The sequence below is a fragment of the Streptomyces sp. NPDC021080 genome, assembly GCF_044333225.1.
In the GTDB taxonomy this organism is placed as follows: domain Bacteria; phylum Actinomycetota; class Actinomycetes; order Streptomycetales; family Streptomycetaceae; genus Streptomyces.
Map to the genome: position 1 here is coordinate 69,502 of NZ_JBIRQM010000017.1, position 16,674 is coordinate 86,175.

Consider the following 16,674-nt stretch of genomic DNA (forward strand, 5'->3'; position numbering starts at 1 on the left):
GTCCTGACTAAAGGAGCCGAGATGACGCTCACCGCCGAACAGCGCCCCGTGCCCTCACTGCCGCACTGGAACCGGACCCCCGAAGACATCGCTGCGGCCATCCGTGAGATCAAGCCCGCCCTGCGCGCCCGCATCGAAGCTCATGGCCGCACCGTGGAGCAGGCGTTCGCCGCCGTCGAGCAGCGCATCGAGGCACGCATCGCGGAGATCGAGGCGGACCGCGAGCACGGCGAGGAGATCTGGCCTGTACTGGACTACGACGCCATCGCCGCTGGCACCGTCACATCGGCGCAGAAGGCCAGGCTCAAGAAGCGCGGCTGCCTCGTCGTACGAGGGCTCTTCCCGCGCGACCAGGCGCGGGCCTGGGACCAGGACATCGTCGACTACGTCGAGCGCAACAAGTTCTTCGAGACCTACACCGGCCCCGGCGACGACTTCTTCGGCAGCGTCGGCTCCAAGCCCGAGATCTACCCCGTCTACTGGTCGCAGGCCCAGATGCAGGCCCGCCAGTCCGACCGGATGGCCACGGTCCAGTCCTTCCTGAACTCGTTCTGGAAGCACACCGACGACGACGGTACCCAGTGGTTCGACCCCGACCGCGACGCCCTCTACCCCGACCGCATCAGGCGCCGCCCGCCGGGCACGGACTCCGCCGGCCTGGGAACCCACTGCGACCCCGGCACCCTGGACCTCTGGATGACCCAGGAGTACCAGCAGGCGTTCCGCCACCTCTTCAGCGGCGATGTCGAGCGGTACGACCCCTGGGACGCCGCCCACCGCACCGACGGACCCCAGTACCCCGGCTCCACCATGTGCTCCGCGTTCCGCACCTTCCAGGGCTGGACCGCCCTGTCCGACATGGACGCCGACCAGGGCGTCCTGCACACCGTCCCGATCCCCGAGGTGATGGCCTACCTCCTGCTGCGCCCCCTGCTGCCGGACGTCCCCGAGGACTCCATGTGCGGCGTACGGCCCAACCAGGTCTTCCCCGTCACCAAGCGCTGGCACCCCTCGCTCTACCGAGCCCTCACACCGATCCCCGACGTCAAGGCCGGCGACTCCGTGTGGTGGCACTGCGACATGATCCACAGCGTCGCACCCGTCGAGAACCAGCGGGGCTGGAGCAACGTCATGTACATCCCCGCCGCCCCCTGGTGCCCCCGCAACGAGAAGTACGCGGCCCACGTCAGGGACGCGTTCACCACCGGCTCCAGCCCGAGCGACTTCCCCGAAGAACACTACGAGCGCTCTTGGACCGGCCGCTTCACCCCCGACCAGCTCAACGACACCGGCCGCCGGGGCCTCGACCTGAGCTGAGCGTCCGGAACGAGAGGCCGATCGGCCGGTGTCCCGGCTGTCACGCATGCGGCGGCTGTACAGCTGCTGGCCGGCAGCCGGCCCGGGCCGCGCCCTCCCGGCCACCGACCCGGCTGCGTCCAGCGCGGGTGAGACACCAGGGCCGACCCCGACCGCGGCTCCCCCCGGCTGTGCCGCCGGGGGAGCCGCGCCGCACAACTGGGCCGAGCGCAGGTCATGCCAATTTCACGTGACGGCACCAGTCGGCTCTGCGATCATCGGCCGATGGTCACGAAGCCGGATCTTCTCAGCCTGCGTATCGTCTGCCCACCGCCCGGCCAAGGTGCCATTGAGGTCCGCCCGATCGTCAGCGGCCGGGATCTGCTGGCCGACGTGCTTCCCGGTGGCCTGGGAGTGAGCCCCCGGTATCTGTTGGGGCCGGACGGGTCGCTGCACGCAGGTCCCACGCCCCACGAGGTTCGGCTCGCCGTCCCCAGGGGGTGCGGCTATGAGGGCTGCTGTGGTGCTCTCTACATGACGGTCAGGGGCGACGGGGAGCATGTGGTGTGGGCGGGCTGGCGCGACCCGGTCGATCAGGATGTCGACCTGCCGGAACTCCGGTTCGCCGCCGGTCAGTACGAGGCCGAGGTCCACCGAGCCGGAGAGGACCGCAGGTGGGAGTGGCCGGCCGGGGCGGTCGCCCGGCTGCTTGAGACGAGGCTGAGAAGACGCGAGGACTGGTCGGTCAGGTGGGACTGCGAGGTGGAAGACATCTGGGCCACCCGCCTGGAACCCGATCGGATCCACGTCGTCCTGATGCATCCCCGTATCCGGACCGAGCCGGACCGGCCCTGGCTCCAGTTCGGGATCACTCTCCCGATCTCCGCAGACGACCCGGCCGACCAGGCCGAGCACCTTGAGGCAAGCCTGACCGCAGGTGATCCCCGTGCCACCGCGGAGGTCTGGGGTGGTTCGCATGACGCCGAGCAACTCGGCTACCCATGGCCGCCCGTGTACCCGACGTCCATGTGAGCGGCGGCGGGTCGAGTGAGACCGGGGCGCCCCTCATGCCGTTGGGCGGCTGCCTCCGACCGCCATCGCCCGGGGAAACGTGACCGCGCGGGTGGGGAGTTACCTGCTCTGCCGGGGATCTTGTGACGTCACCTGCCTGATCTGGACAACCTCGCCGAGACCGACGCGGCCGAGCTCGAAGAGATCCGGGCCGTCTGCCCACACTCGACGCCACCGCGCGCCACGCTCGCGACTTCGCCGGCATGGTGCGCGATCTGCGGGGTGAGGCGAGGTGCTGTTGTCGTCCGCTGCGTCGTCCAACTGCTCCTCACTCCGGCACGTGCCGGAGCACACGCCGATGTGCTCCGGCGCGTACGGATGAACGTGCTCAGGAAAGACTGCGTGTCGTAGCGGGGCGGCGAGGGGGCGGCGTTGACGCTTGGACGGTGCGGTCGCGGGCCGTACGACCGGTGTCAGGAGGCTGAAGCGCATGCTTGTTCTGGGCCGCTCGCAGGTCGAGTCCCTGCTCTCCATGGACTCGCTGATCGACTCCCTGGCCTCGGCGATGGCGGACCTCAGCGCGGGCCGCGCCTCGGTACCCGACCGCGTCGCCGCCCTGGTGCCCGAACGCGATGGATTCCTGGCCGCCATGCCGGGTTTCCTGCCGTCGGCCAGGGTGCTCATGACCAAGCTGGTCTCGCTCTTCCCGCACAACGACGGGACACAACTGCCCACACATCAGGCGCTGATCGTGGCATTCGATCCGGACACCGGCGAGCCCGCCGCCCTGCTGGACGGTACGGCCATCACCGCAGCGCGGACCGGCGCCTGCTCCGCGCTGTCGGCGCGACTGCTGGCCCGGGAGGACGCGACGGTGCTGGCCGTACTGGGCACCGGCGTACAGGCCCGCTCCCACGCCCGCGCGATCTGCCGGGTCCGCCGGATCCGGCAGATCCGCGTGGCCGGCCGGGACCCGGAGAAAGCTGCCGCGCTGGCCGAGGAACTCTCGACCGCATTGGAGGTCGAAGTCCGGGCCGTGTCCAGTTACGCCGAAGCGCTCGACGGCGCGGACATCGCCGCCGCGACGACGCACGCCGTCGAACCCGTGGTCCGCCGCTCCTGGCTGACACCCGGGGTGCACATCACGTCCGTGGGATACAACCCGGTCGGCCGCGAGATCGACGACGCCACGATCGTCGAGGCGCTGGTGTGCGTCGAATCGCGTCGAGCCGTACTCGCCCCACCTCCCGCGGGCAGCAACGACCTGCTCGCACCGATCCGCGACGGGCTCATCACAGCCGATCACGTGCACGCCGAGCTGGGCGAGCTCATCGCCGGCAGCAGACCGGGGCGCACCACGCCCGACCAGATCACCCTCTACAAGTCGGTCGGCGTGGCGGTTCAGGACGCCGCGGCCGCGGCCCTGGTCATCGCTTCCGCCCGCGAGCGGTCGATCGGCGAGGAGCTCACGCTGCGGTGATGCCGTCACCGGCACACGGCCATCCCACCGTGCGGCGGCTGGACGGGATGCTCGCACCGAGGGCAAGTGCGCAGCGGTCCATGGACCTTGCGTCGCCCGCGGTCGTGCAGGGCATCACCACCCCGTTCGACTCCGACACCGCCCGACGTGACGGAGTGTCAGCGGTGCACAGGGGCACGCCCCGGTTTCACGGGAATCTCGCCGGGGCCACTCACACGAGTACGCGGACAGCGGTCTTCGTGGAGCGTGGTGATTTAACATGATCGGGGCGTGTGTGCGGAACAGGGCCGGGGGTACGACGTGGCCGTCTACGAACTCGAGAACCGTCTGGTTGTCGGTATTGCATCCAGCGCACTGTTCGACCTGGCTGAGGCGGATGCCGTCTTCCGTGATCAGGGAGAGGAGGTCTACCGCACCTACCAGGAGGAACACCTGGAGGACACGCTGGACAAAGGGGTGGCCTTCCCCTTCATCCGCAGGCTGTTGTCCCTGAACGACCTCTCACCCGATGACCCTCTTGTCGAGGTCATCATCCTGTCCCGCAACGATCCCGACACCGGGCTGCGGGTCATGCGGTCCATCCAGTCCTACGAACTGCCGATCAGCCGGGCCATCTTCATGCACGGCCGTTCGCCCTACCGCTTCATGCCCGCCCTGAACATGTCCCTGTTCCTGTCCGCGAACGAGGACGACGTCCGCGAGGCCGTCGCGCTCGGGCTGCCAGCTGGCCGCGTACTCGGCTCAGCGGTGGCCGACGAGGACGATGACCAGGACCTGCGGATCGCCTTCGACTTCGACGGAGTCCTCGCCGACGACGCCTCGGAACAGGTCTACCAGGCCGGCGGCATCGAGGACTTCCGCTTCCACGAGTCGGCGAACGCCGCCACCCCGCACGACCCCGGTCCCCTGCGAGACTTCCTCGCAGGCGTCAACCGGCTCCAGCGGCGCGAAGAGGAACAGCGGGCAGAAGACGCCGACTACAGAATGCGCGTCCACGTCTCCCTCGTCACCGCCCGCAACGCACCCGCTCATGAACGCCCGGTGCGCAGCCTGAAGAACTGGGGTGTGACCGTCAACGACGCCTTCTTCCTCGGGGGCATAGACAAGAGCACGATCATGGAAGTCCTCAAGCCCCACATCTTCTTCGACGACCAGGTCGGCCATCTGACCGGCACCGCCCGCAGTACGCCCAGCGTGCACATCCCCTTTGGGAAGGTGAACGAACCGGAGCGCCCGGCGACCGGGCAAGCACAGCAATGAGGCCGGCCCCGGACCGGATCCGGGCCGCGAAATGCCCGCGCCGGCAAAACCGGCTCGCTCCGATGCGTTCGCGGTGACAGCGGCTTCCGGCCCCGTCACCGGGTTTCGCGTACGTCGGCTCCGACGGTTCTGAACACCGGTTTCCTGCGCAAGGCGGGAGAGCCCGAGGAGCGCATCACGGCGGTGTCCTCTGAGTCCGGGTGGCTGAAAGCCGGTTTCGGGAAAGGTGGTTCGGCGAGGGTGGGATACGTTCGCATTTGTCGTGATCAAGTCAGACAGAAGGCGAACCGAGTCGATGTCCTTATATACCGCTCCCTGCCCGCCGGGCCGAGCCGGAAGACGGTCGACGGCAAGGTGGCCCGCGCGGACACGGCCCGGCGGGCCGCGGCGCGTCAGGTCCGTTGCCCTCGGCACCGTGCAGGCGCTGTTGTTCGCGCTCCTGGTGGTGCCGTTCACCGTCCTGGCCGCCGGGCCGGCCCACGCGGCACCTCCGGACGAAACTCCCTTCCTCACCTGGAACATGCAAGGAGCCACCGCGCAGGGCGAGGACCTCTGGACGGCGTACCTCCCGCAGATCCTCAACGCGGCCCGGACCGACAGCGGAGGCCGGGCCGACGTCGTCATGCTCCAGGAGACGGGCGCCGGCGTGCCGCACGGTGCCACCCTGCTGAGCAACCCGACGGGAACCGAAGGCAACCCGCTGGTCACCTACGTCAACTGGCATGCGTCCCAACGGCCCTCCGAGTGGTACATGGTCTTCCTGCAGACCAACGATCCCGACCCCGCGAACCCGGGCGGCCGGGCCGGCGGCGGCATTCCCGGCGTGGCCCGGTCCGTGACCATCGGCGCGGGCACACCGGCCGTCCCGACGGACGTCACGGTCAGGTCCATCGACGCCACCACCGTCCAGCTGAACTGGAAGGGGTCCCCCGAAGCGGCCGGGTACCGGGTGTGGGTGCGCAACGTGAACGACCCCGAGGGCTCGCCGACGCAGGGCCCGTACATCACGGACGGTCCCGAGCACCAGATCGCCTTCCTGTTCCCGGGCAACTGGAACTACGAGTTCTGCATCACCGCGATCAACGGTGCCCTGGAGTCCGGCAAGTCCTCCTGCGTCCACGTGCCGCTCCCGCCCCCGTCGACCGGCGGAACCCCACCACCGTCCAGCAGCAGCCGCAAGGCGCCGGATCCGGCCGAAGAGCCCCTGCTGAAACTGGGCCGGGCCGCCGCCGCGCAGAGGAACCTGGACGCGGCCGCACCCATCGGCTGAAGCCAAGAGCCACGTGACGTGCTCGCGGGCCGACCCGGCCCGCGAGCACGACTTCGGTGCGAGAGAGAGCAGTGCGCTGACGTGGCCGCGGCCGGAAGGACAGGGGAACGGGTTCTGCCTGTGCTCCACCCCGCGTCAGGTCATCACCGCGTGTCGAACTCCGTGTCCCGGGAGACCTTCTCCCACGCGGCGAGTTCGGCCCGTACCGAATCCAGGTGTCCGACGAGGAAGTCCACGGCGTCGCTGCCGAGGGCGAGCCTCAGCGGGGTGTTCTCGGCTTCCAGGGCCTGCCGGATCGCCGCCGCGGCCTTCGCCGGATCCCCGGGCTGCGTACCGGCGCCGTCCCGCACCATCTTCCGAGTCGCGCCGACCTTCTCCGCGTACGCCGGGTGCTCCTCGGAGAAGTAGGCCGCGCCCTTGCCGAACAGGTTGGTGCGGAAGGAGCCGGGCTCCACGATCAGCACCTTGACGCCGAACGGGGCCACCTCGTCGGCCAGGCCCTCGGACAGCTGTTCCAGCGCCGCCTTGGTCGCGCTGTACGCGGAGAATCCGGCGAAGGACAACTGCCCGCCGAAACTGCTCATGTTCACGATCGATCCGCTGCCCCGCTCCCGCATCTGCGGCAGCAGCGCCCGGGTCAGACGAGCCGGGCCGAACACGTGCAGCTCGAACAGGTCGCGCAGCTCTTGGTCGGTGGTCTCCTCGAACGCCCCGATCTGCGTGCGCCCGGCGTTGTTCACCAGCACGTCGACCCGGCCGTAGCGAGCCAGGACGTCGGCGGCCACCGCGTCGATCCGCCCGCCGTCAGTGACGTCGAGACCGATCGCTTCCACCCGGTCGGGGTGCGCGGCGACCAGGTCGGCCAGAGCTTCGGTCCGCCGGGCCGTGCCGATCACCGTGTCCCCGGCGGCGACCGCAGCCTCGGCGATGGCTCGCCCGAAGCCGCTGCTCGCGCCGGTGACCAGCCAGACCTTGCCGTTCTCGGTCATCTCTTCGTCTCCCTCGTCGACTGCCGTCCGGGACATCCCCGCCGACAGTCCCCATCCTCGGCCGGAATCCGGGGCAGAGTCCAAGACCCGCTGTGATAGCCATGCGTCATGGACGTCCACGGGCGCGATCTGCGCTACTTCGTCGCGGTCGCCGAGGAACTGAACTTCACACGGGCCGCCGAGCGGCTGTTCGTCTCCCAGCCCGCGCTCAGCAAGCAGATACGGATGCTGGAGAAACAGCTCGGCGCGTGTCTGTTCCGCCGGGACCGGAGGACGGTACGGCTGACGCCGGTGGGGAAAGCCCTGCTGCCGCACGCCCGCGAGACGCTGGCCGCCTGGCGGGCCGCCGAGGCGGCGGTGGAGGAGGCGAGGGCCGCCGAACGGAACACCTTGGTGATCGGCATGTCCACCAGCCCGGGCCGCGGGCTGCTGCCCGCGCTGCGGACCCGGCTGGTCTCCCTGTACCCGGACGCACGACCCGTCCTGCGGCAGGTCAACTGGGCCGATCCCAGTGCAGGGCTGGCGGACGGGTCCAGCGATGTCGCGTTCGTCTGGCTGCCGCTCCCGGACGGCGAACGCTATCGGTACGCGGTCGTGGCCCAGGAGCCGCGCGTTGTGGCACTGCCCCAGGGGCACCCCCTGGCGGCACGGGCCGCAGCCGACCGTGAGGGCGCGGTGGACTTCGCCGATCTCCTCGACGAGCCCTTCCTCGCCCTCCCTCCCGAGGCCGGTCCACTGCGGGACTACTGGCTGGCCCTGGATTCCCGTGGCGATCGCGCGCCGCGGATAGGCGGTGTGGTGGCCAGCGCCGAGGAGACGCACGAGGCGGTCGCCAACGGCCAGGGAGTGGCCCTGCTGGCGACCGGCAACGCCCCGCTGGTCGTCCGGGACGAGGTGATCGCCGTACCGGTCCGCGGCATTTCCCCGTCCCGGCTCGCGGTGGCCGCGCGCCAGGACGACGGGCGGCCCACCGTGCTGGCCTACTTGGCCGCAGCGGAAAAAGTGGGAGCCGGTACTTCCTGATCACCTGTCCGGAGCTGCCACCGGGCACTCAGCCGCCCTTCTCGTCGGGCTCCGTCCTCCTTCGAGCACGGGGCGCGCCGTGACGGCGGCCTCGTGCCGGCTCCGGTGACCGGACAGCTCCGAGGACGGCGGTGGCAGGTGAAGGTGCGAACGAGGTTCAGTGCTCGCAGAGGGAGAATTCCCGTTCGTAGAGCTGCTCGTTGTGTTCGTCGACGAAGAACTTGCGTTCCTGCATGAGTTGTTCGCGGTAGCTCTTGGCCTGTTCGAGCGTCATGGTCGAGGTGTCGGACCATGGTTGCTGCGGTGGCACGTCGGATGTCGAGACGATCTTTTCCGACGGGTCGACGAGGAAGAACGCGAGGATTTTGCGATGTCCCGGGCGCGTTGAATCCATGAGGCGGAACGAGTCGACGCGGTGTTGCAGGATGTTCGGGAACGCCAGGCAGCGGCCCGCCGGGGTCGTTGCCGATCCCAGCAGCTGGTTCAGCGCGTCTTCGTTCTCCAGGCCGTAGACGTCACGCACACCGTTGTCGTCACTCTGTTCGTAGTCCGGGTCGTCGAGTGCCGCCCGGAAACTCAGCCGGCTTTCGGTTATGTTCTCGCTGTCCCAGTAGTAGATGCCGGTCGAGACGATCCGCTCGTTCAACATCCCCTCGACATGCCAGGAACCGCCGGGGTACTCGGGCTTTTCCGGGGTGAGGTGAATGGTGGCGAGCTTGACGATGACCTGGAGACTCCGACCGCGCAGGTCGACCCGGGCGGATTCGTCAGGTGACTCGGGCGGGGTGAACGCCGGGGCGTCCGGGATGGTCGGGCGGCGGTTCTGCCACCAGTCGTCCTCCGCCTCTTCCCATACGCGGACGGCTTCCGCGTAGGCCCCGGCATCACCGTAGGAGGACTTGTCCGGATACTCCGGCTCCCGCGACTCGTACCACCCGTAAGGATCGGCTTCGATCCGCAGGGGCCGCGGATGGCGCAGATCGGTGAGCACGTTCTCCAGCAGCGGGCGAAAGCCTGCGAACAAGTCCGGCAGGACGGAGACCAGTTCGCGATGGGTCTCGGGGTGGACGTTGTTCACGTACGAACGGAAGGTGACATCACCGTCGTCGCTGACGTCGACGTCCGTGGGCAGCCACTGGAACTTCTCCGAGAACTCGTGTTTCGAGTAGCGGTTCGTCGGGTTCTGCCAAGCCCGTTCGGGTGCGCCGCTCGCCTCTCTCACCAGGCAGAACAGTGAGGGGTGAACCAGATCCAGGACCTGGCCGTCGGATCCGGGATGCCAGTCCTGTTCTGCTTCGGGGACCTGTTCCAGAACCCGGACCGCCTCGCGCAGCCGGGTTCTGAGCTTGTCGTCGACCAGTGTGTCCGACTGCCACACCCCGTCGACGGCGGACACCTCGACGCCGGTTCGTCCGTCCCGCAGCGCTGCGTAATGCGCGAGCTCGGCGAGCACGTAACGAACCTGCGCTTCGGTGAGGCCCTGGGAGACCGCTTCTTGCGTCCACCTGGCGACGATGCCGGCATCGTTCATCTTGTCGAACCATCCCGGCTTCGCCCGGATGTGGGCGCTGCACTGCATCATCTGAAGTTCCCGCAGTGTTCGGGGCTTCGCGAACGACAGGGAACGGGAAGCTTCAAAGGGCAGCGGGAAAGCAGTCAGGCCAGTCAATTCTCTTGGTCCTCCCAGTCGGTGTGCGGTGGCTGGAAGGGTACTTCAGGGGACTGACACCGCAGCCGTGGTCCTGTCGTCGCTGGTCCGGGAGCCGGAGTGCCGACGTGGCTAGCCCGCCCGGCAGCTCAGGACCGGTGAACCCGCGCCGCCCGGTGCCGCGCTGAACCCGAAGCCGGTCGAGGCGCCGGGCGCGATGGCGCCGTTGTGGTCGGCGTTGCTCGCGGTCACCGCCCTGCCCACCTGGCTGTAGGAGGCGTTCCACATCCCGGAGACGGTCTGGTTGCCCGTCCACTCCCATGTCACCTGCCACGACCTGGTCGCCGAGGAGCCCGTGTTGGTGACCGTGATGTCGGCGTTGAATCCGCTGCCCCAGTCGCTGCTCACCTTGTAGGTGGCCGTACATCCGCTGGAGCCGCCCCCGGTGCCGGCGGTCGTCGCGCTGACCGACGCGGACGCCGGAGAGGTGTTGCCGGCCGCGTCGTGAGCCCGCACCGTGTAGTCGTAGCGGGTCGCCGCGGTGAGGCCCGTGTCGGTGAAGGACGTGCCGGTGGCCTGACCGGCCTTGGTCGTGCCGCGGTAGACGTCGTAGCCGGTCACCCCGGTGTCGTCGGTGGAGGCTTTCCACGACAGGGACACACTCGACGCGGTGGTACCGGTCACGGCCAGTCCGGTCGGTGTCGAGGGCGCGGTCGTGTCACCGCCACCCCCGCCTCCGCCGCCGGAGAAGCCCGGAGCCTTGATGCTCGCGAGATAGCCGTCCTTGACGGTGTCCACGGTCTGCCAGTCGTCCTTGAGGATGCCTCCCGTGTCGCCGGAGTTCGGATTCCACGACCAGAAGGTCCAGTTGAAGCTGTCGGCCCCGTAGGTGCTCGTGGGGCGCAGGTAGTCGACGAGCGCCGCGAGCCACTTCTGGTCGACCGTCGACTGAAGCGTGGTGCCGAACTCGCCGATCCATACGGGCGCGATGTTCTGTTTGAAGAGGTAGCCCCAGTACTTGTCCCAGACAGCCGGCATGTTCGCCGGGAACGACGGATCGCTGAACCACGGTTGCTGCGCCACGCTGGTGGCGTAGTCGTGGGCCGAGTAGACCAGGCGGTTCGCGACGTTCAGCCGTACCGGCGCGGTGGCGGCCCCGGCGAGGTTGCCACCCCACCAGGTGCTCTGACCGTTCACCGTCTGGACGCCCTCGACGAAGATCAGCAGGCTGGGGTTGACGGACAGGACCGCGTTGCCGGCCCGTTCGGCGGCGAGCCGCCAGTCGGTGCTCGTGTCGCCGCACCCCCAGCAGGCGGGGTCGTGCGGCTCGTTGTGCAGATCGATCCCGATCACGGCGGTGTCGCCCTGGTAGCGCGCCGCCAGGGCCTTGAGGTCGGCGATCCAGGTCGTCTCGGGGACGGCGGAGGTGTACCAGAGCGCCGACTGGGCCGAGGAGTCGGGCCGATGACGGTCGAGTACGACCTTGAGACCGACCGAGCCCGCGTAGTCGACGATCTTGTCCATCACCTGGAGCGAGTTGAGACCTTGCAGGTCGGCGTTCAGACCGTTGGCGTAGCTGATGCCGTTGGGCTGGGTGCCCTTGAAGATGTCGTCGCTGTAGGGCAGGCGGATGGTGTTGTAACCCAGCGTCTTCATCTGGTCGATCATCGACTTGTAGTCGCGCGACCAGAGGCCGTGCGCCACGTAGTTGGACGTCTCGAACCCGAACCAGTTGATGCCCGCCATGCGTACCGGCTGGTTCTGCGCGTCGAGGAGCCGGCGGCCGTCTGTGTGCCAGTATCCGGCTCCGGACGCGGCTGCCGCGGACGACGGGGCGGCGGCCGCACGTGACGGGGACGGGGCGGGGGCCGCCTGCGCCGGCACCGCCACCGTGAAGGGAGCGAGCGCGGCGAGGGCCGCGGTGAGGAGCGCGACCAGGGCGCGCCGGACGCGGAATGAGGGTGGGTGACGCATGGTGGGGGGTCCTCTCCGGGTGGGAGCGCTCCCATTCTCGGGCGCGCGTCTCCGGGTGAGCAGGTGGATGGGCATCCGGTATGACGGCTCCCGCGACCGTCGCGAGTGTCCCGCTCCCGACGGCCGGCTCGTCGAAGCCGGACTGCGCACATGGAAGCCACTAAGCGTGTTCGCGTCAATACCCCGCGCGGCGATGGTGTCCCCGTGGGGAGTTGTCGGCCATGGGTGTGCGCCGTTTCGGCCACGCCCGGCCCGTGGAGGGGGTGACCCCGATTTCGGGATGCTCCCCCGGACGCTCCTCGGGCCCCTGTGCCTCCCTTGCGTGCCACGACCTGGCATGCGCCCGCACGGCCGTGGGTGGGCATGCACCATGAAGCCAGTGGATGACGATGCGTCAGGAATGCATTCTGTGCACGGGTGTTGACATCCGCAGTCCGAACGTCGCAGTTTGGGAGCGCTCCCACATTCAGTCCCAAGTCCCCGCCGTCACCTCGGTGACGGGCACCGTCTGCGCGGCGGCGAGCACGCCGGACCCACGTCCGGACGACGCCGCGGCACGCTCATGCTCGACGGCCCCAGTTCCACGATGCGCGACGCACACGATCGCACCTCCGTCATGCCTGAACGCAATGCCCGTCCGGCGGACTTCCGTCCGGTGTGCCCGAGCCGCGGCACACCGGGTGGCCCTCGGCGACCCCGCACACCGCCCGTACTCGCCTGCTCTCCCCAGGAGATGGCCGATGCCTTCCCGTAGACCCGACTCCACCGTGCGCCGAAGCGGACCGAAGCGGACCGCCGCTCTGGCCGTCGGCGCCCTCCTCGGCGCGCTGTCCGTCACCGCCCTGCCGACCCCCGCGGCAGCGGCCGCCAAACTCGACAACCCCTACGTCGGCGCGAAGGCCTACGTGAACCCCGACTGGTCGGCCAAGGCCGCGGCCGAGCCCGGCGGTTCGGCCATCTCGAACCAGCCCACCTTCGTCTGGCTGGACCGGATGGCCGCGATCCAGGGCACCGCCGACGCGCGTGGTCTGAAAGCTCACCTCGACGCGGCCAAGGCGCAGGGCGCCAACCTCGTCCAGCTGGTCATCTACGACCTCCCGGGCCGGGACTGCGCCGCCCTGGCCTCCAACGGCGAACTCGGTCCCGACGACCTGGCCACCTACCAGAGCAGCTACATCGACCCGATCGCCGCGATCCTCGCCGACCCGGCCTACGCGAGCCTGCGGATCGTCAACCTCATCGAGCCCGACTCACTGCCCAACCTCGTGACCAACGCGGGCGGCACCGCCGGCTCCACGACCCAGTGCGCCACCATGAAGGCGAACGGCAACTACGAGAAGGGCGTCGGCTACGCCCTCCACACACTCGGCGCTCTGCCCAACACCTACAACTACATCGACGCCGGCCACCACGGCTGGCTCGGCTGGGACAGCAACCTCACCCCGGCCGCCCAGGAGTTCAAGAAGGCCGCCACCACCAACGGCGCCACCGTGAACGACGTGACAGGCTTCATCGTGAACACCGCCAACTACTCCGCCACCAAAGAGCCGTACGTGAAGGTGACGGACACGGTGAACGGCCAGACCGTGCGCCAGTCGAAGTGGATCGACTGGAACCAGTACGACGACGAGAGCTCGTACGCGCAGGGCCTGCGCACCGCGCTCGTCGGGCAGGGCTTCGACTCCGGCATCGGCATGCTCATCGACACCTCGCGCAACGGCTGGGGCGGTTCGGCCCGGCCGACCGGTCCCGGCCCGACGACCAGCGTCGACGCCTACGTGGACGGCGGCCGTATCGACCGGCGCATCCACGCCGGAAACTGGTGCAACCAGAGCGGGGCGGGCCTGGGTGAGCGCCCGACGACCGCACCCGACACCGGAATCGACGCCTACGTGTGGGCCAAGCCCCCGGGCGAGTCGGACGGGGCCAGCCAGGCCGTCGACAACGACGAGGGCAAGGGCTTCGACCGGATGTGCGACCCCACGTACACCGGGAACGCGCGCAACGGGAACAACCTCACCGGGGCGCTCCCCAACTCCCCGCTCGCCGGGCACTGGTTCTCCGCCCAGTTCCGTCAACTGCTCGCCAACGCCAACCCGCCGGTGAGCGGATCGGGCGGCGGTGGCGGTGACACGCAGGCCCCCACCGTTCCCGGCGGCCTCACGGTCAGCTCCACGACGAGCAACAGCGCCTCCCTGACCTGGAGCGCGTCCACGGACAACACCGCGGTCACGGGATACGACGTCTACCGCGACGGCACGAAGGTCGGCAGCGCCACCGCCACGTCCTACACCGACAGCGGGCTCGCCGCCTCCACCACCTACAGCTACACCGTCAAGGCCAAGGACGCGGCCGGCAACGTCTCGGCGTCGTCCACGGCGGTGTCCGCCACCACCAAGGCATCATCGGGTGGGGGAGGAGGCTCGTCGGGTCTCAAGGCGCAGTACAAGAACAACGACTTCTCTGCCGGTGACAACCAGGTCAAGCCCGGCCTCAAGCTGGTCAACAGCGGTTCCGGCGCGGTCGATCTGTCCAAGGTGACCGTCCGCTACTGGTTCACCGGGGAATCCTCCTCCGCCGGCTACCAGACCTTCTGCGACTGGGCGCAGCTCGGCTGCTCCACGGTGAAGACTTCGGTGAGCGCCGTTTCCCCGAGCCGTACGGGTGCGGACCACTACCTGGAGGTGGGCTTCAACTCCGGTTCCCTGGCGGCCGGAGCGGACAGCGGTGAACTGCAGCTGCGCATGGCCAAGTCGGACTGGTCGAACTTCGACGAGTCGGACGACTACAGCCGCGGCACCAACAGCTCCTACGCGGACGCGGCGAAGGTGACCGTGTACGTGTCGGGCACTCTGGTCTGGGGCACCGAGCCGTAGAGCGGGCGGAGCCGACAGAGCGGACAGGGGGCCGGGGCGGCGACGCTCCGGCCCCCACGCCGCCTGGAGGCTGCTCGCGGCGAACAACGCGGTGGGCCGCGGGCAGGGGTGGCGTTCGACCGCGGCCGCGGCATCCTCGGGTCCGAGTCGCGTACCTCCAGTCCCTCGGAACTCTGCCAAAAACAGGGGAAGTTGTCAGATGTGTTGTGCGAATCGGCATTTTATGACTTCTGCCGGAGGTCAGTACGGTCGGATTCATGGAGTGGAACTTTCAGACTGCAGAAGAACTCGCGGCTGCCTTACGTGCCGGTGAAGTGACCTCGGCGGAGTTGACCGACGAGGCGATCGCCCGTATCGAGCGCGACGACAAGATGATCAACGCGATCTGCGTGCCGGACTTCGACCGTGCGCGGGCCGCCGCGCGCGGTGCCGACCAGGCGCGCGCCCGCGGCGAGGTCCGGCCGCTGCTCGGCATTCCGGTGACGGTCAAAGAGTCCTACGACATGGCCGGGCTGCCCACGACCTGGGGCATGCCGCAACACCGGGACCATGTGCCGGCCGAGGATGCGGTACAGGTGTCGCGGCTCAAGGCCTCGGGCGCGGTGGTGCTGGGCAAGACCAACGTGCCCTTGGGGCTGCAAGACATCCAGAGCTTCAACGAGCTCTACGGCACCACCAACAATCCATGGGATCACGGTCGCACGTCGGGCGGATCCTCCGGCGGATCAGCGGCGGCCCTGGCGTCCGGATTCTGCGCGCTGTCCATCGGCTCCGACCTCGCCGGTTCGCTGCGCACCCCCGCGCATTTCTGCGGCATCTACGCGCACAAGCCGACACTGGGACTGGCGGCAACCCGCGGCATGGTCGCGCCGCCGGCACTGCCATTGCCGGTCGACCTCGACCTCGCCGTCGTCGGTCCGATGGCGCGCACTGCCCGCGACCTCACGCTCCTGCTCGACGTCATGGCCGGACCGGACCCGCTGACGCTCGGCAAGGCGTACGACGTGACGCTGCCGCCCGCGCGCCACGAGCGGCTCGGCGACTTCCGGGTCCTGGTCGTCGACGAGCATCCGCTCATTCCGACCGGGTCCGCCGTGCAGGCGGGCGTGAACCGGGTGGCCGACGCCCTTGCCGACGGCGGCGCCCGCGTCGAACGGCACACTCCGCTGCTGCCCGATCTGACCGAAGCCGCGCTGCTCTACACGCAGTTGCTGTTTTCGAGCTCCGTCGCGCGTTTTCCCGTCGAGGGGTACGAGCAGCTGCGGACCCGCGCCGCCGGACTGAGCGCGGACGACCGGAGCCTCGACGCGACGCGGCTGCGCGGCATGGTGTTCAGCCACCGCGACTGGATGGAGGCGAACAACCGTCGCGAACTCCACCGCCACGGCTGGCGGCAGTTCTTCGCCGAGTTCGATGCCGTGGTGTGCCCGATCACGCCCACTCCCGCGTTCCCGCACGACCACAACCCCGATGTGCTGGAACGCCGGATCGACATCGACGGCGTCGGGTACCCGTACTTCGACCAGCTCGTCTGGGCCGGTCTGGCCACCATGCCCGGCCTGCCCGCCACCGCCATACCGGCGGGCAGGTCCCCCGAGGGGCTGCCGGTGGGAGTGCAGCTCATCGGTCCGATGTACGAGGACCGCACCCCGCTGCGGCTGGCCGAACTGCTCGAGCAGAAGATCGGCGGCTTCCAGGCGCCGAGGTAGGGCCTCCTACCGGGTGTCCGTCGAGGACGAGGTGCGGACGACGAGCGAGGGCTGAGGCCCGGTCCTGATGCTCGCGGCCTGACATGCGGGACCGGCCGTGCCGGCTGTCCAGTCGCCTCGACAGCCAGATCGTGTTCG

General features: G+C 69.2%; 11 protein-coding genes. 8 read left to right on the forward strand and 3 right to left on the reverse strand.

Going from position 1 to position 16,674, the window contains the following annotated elements; translation table 11 throughout:
* The first annotated feature begins 21 nt into the window (after window positions 1-21).
* From ACH4S8_RS34610 to ACH4S8_RS34630, 5 genes are all read left to right on the forward strand, one after another.
* Complete coding sequence (locus tag ACH4S8_RS34610; RefSeq protein WP_398401277.1) at window positions 22-1,317, forward strand: DUF1479 domain-containing protein; 1,296 nt, start codon at window positions 22-24, stop codon at window positions 1,315-1,317.
* Window positions 1,318-1,830: 513 nt separating this feature from the next.
* On the forward strand, window positions 1,831-2,328 hold the full coding sequence (locus ACH4S8_RS34615; RefSeq protein WP_398401279.1) for a hypothetical protein: 498 nt from the start codon (window positions 1,831-1,833) through the stop codon (window positions 2,326-2,328).
* A 469-nt stretch (window positions 2,329-2,797) separates the two neighbouring features.
* The gene (locus ACH4S8_RS34620; RefSeq protein WP_398401281.1) at window positions 2,798-3,787 is read left to right on the forward strand and encodes an ornithine cyclodeaminase family protein; all 990 of its coding nucleotides are present in this window, start codon (window positions 2,798-2,800) and stop codon (window positions 3,785-3,787) included.
* A gap of 300 nt (window positions 3,788-4,087) precedes the next feature.
* On the forward strand, window positions 4,088-5,047 hold the full coding sequence (locus ACH4S8_RS34625) for a 5'-nucleotidase (RefSeq protein WP_398401557.1): 960 nt from the start codon (window positions 4,088-4,090) through the stop codon (window positions 5,045-5,047).
* A gap of 415 nt (window positions 5,048-5,462) precedes the next feature.
* The gene (locus tag ACH4S8_RS34630) at window positions 5,463-6,317 is read left to right on the forward strand and encodes an endonuclease/exonuclease/phosphatase family protein (protein WP_398401283.1); all 855 of its coding nucleotides are present in this window, start codon (window positions 5,463-5,465) and stop codon (window positions 6,315-6,317) included.
* Between the two features lie 143 nt (window positions 6,318-6,460).
* Here the strand turns inward: ACH4S8_RS34630 and ACH4S8_RS34635 are convergent, their stop codons facing one another.
* Window positions 6,461-7,306 (reverse strand): oxidoreductase, encoded by an 846-nt coding sequence (locus ACH4S8_RS34635; RefSeq protein WP_398401285.1) that lies wholly within the window; start codon window positions 7,304-7,306, stop codon window positions 6,461-6,463.
* A 108-nt stretch (window positions 7,307-7,414) separates the two neighbouring features.
* Here ACH4S8_RS34635 and ACH4S8_RS34640 point away from each other — a divergent pair, with 108 nt between their 5' ends.
* Complete coding sequence (locus tag ACH4S8_RS34640) at window positions 7,415-8,329, forward strand: LysR substrate-binding domain-containing protein (RefSeq protein ID WP_398401287.1); 915 nt, start codon at window positions 7,415-7,417, stop codon at window positions 8,327-8,329.
* Window positions 8,330-8,486: 157 nt separating this feature from the next.
* Here ACH4S8_RS34640 and ACH4S8_RS34645 read toward each other — a convergent pair whose 3' ends face one another.
* Both ACH4S8_RS34645 and ACH4S8_RS34650 read right to left on the reverse strand, forming a co-directional pair.
* Window positions 8,487-9,998 carry a DUF4246 domain-containing protein gene (locus ACH4S8_RS34645; RefSeq protein ID WP_398401289.1) on the reverse strand — a complete coding sequence of 504 codons (1,512 nt, stop codon included), beginning with the start codon at window positions 9,996-9,998 and terminating at the stop codon, window positions 8,487-8,489.
* Window positions 9,999-10,109: 111 nt separating this feature from the next.
* Window positions 10,110-11,951 (reverse strand): cellulase family glycosylhydrolase, encoded by a 1,842-nt coding sequence (locus ACH4S8_RS34650; RefSeq protein WP_398401291.1) that lies wholly within the window; start codon window positions 11,949-11,951, stop codon window positions 10,110-10,112.
* 740 nt (window positions 11,952-12,691) lie between these two features.
* Here ACH4S8_RS34650 and ACH4S8_RS34655 point away from each other — a divergent pair.
* Complete coding sequence (locus ACH4S8_RS34655; protein ID WP_398401293.1) at window positions 12,692-14,827, forward strand: glycoside hydrolase family 6 protein; 2,136 nt, start codon at window positions 12,692-12,694, stop codon at window positions 14,825-14,827.
* Window positions 14,828-15,084: 257 nt separating this feature from the next.
* Window positions 15,085-16,536, forward strand: coding sequence for an amidase (locus tag ACH4S8_RS34660; RefSeq protein ID WP_398401295.1), 1,452 nt, complete (start codon window positions 15,085-15,087; stop codon window positions 16,534-16,536).
* The last annotated feature ends 138 nt before the right edge of the window (window positions 16,537-16,674 follow it).

What these genes read in the sequence shown, in the direction of transcription:
- ACH4S8_RS34610 (WP_398401277.1), top strand. Translation starts at nt 22, where the DNA reads ATGACGCTCACCGCCGAACAGCGCCCCGTGCCCTCACTGCCGCACTGG.
- ACH4S8_RS34615 (WP_398401279.1), top strand. Translation starts at nt 1,831, where the DNA reads ATGACGGTCAGGGGCGACGGGGAGCATGTGGTGTGGGCGGGCTGGCGC.
- ACH4S8_RS34620 (WP_398401281.1), top strand. Translation starts at nt 2,798, where the DNA reads ATGCTTGTTCTGGGCCGCTCGCAGGTCGAGTCCCTGCTCTCCATGGAC.
- ACH4S8_RS34635 (WP_398401285.1), bottom strand. Translation starts at nt 7,306, where the DNA reads ATGACCGAGAACGGCAAGGTCTGGCTGGTCACCGGCGCGAGCAGCGGC.
- ACH4S8_RS34640 (WP_398401287.1), top strand. Translation starts at nt 7,415, where the DNA reads ATGGACGTCCACGGGCGCGATCTGCGCTACTTCGTCGCGGTCGCCGAG.
- ACH4S8_RS34650 (WP_398401291.1), bottom strand. Translation starts at nt 11,951, where the DNA reads ATGCGTCACCCACCCTCATTCCGCGTCCGGCGCGCCCTGGTCGCGCTC.
- ACH4S8_RS34655 (WP_398401293.1), top strand. Translation starts at nt 12,692, where the DNA reads ATGCCTTCCCGTAGACCCGACTCCACCGTGCGCCGAAGCGGACCGAAG.
- ACH4S8_RS34660 (WP_398401295.1), top strand. Translation starts at nt 15,085, where the DNA reads ATGGAGTGGAACTTTCAGACTGCAGAAGAACTCGCGGCTGCCTTACGT.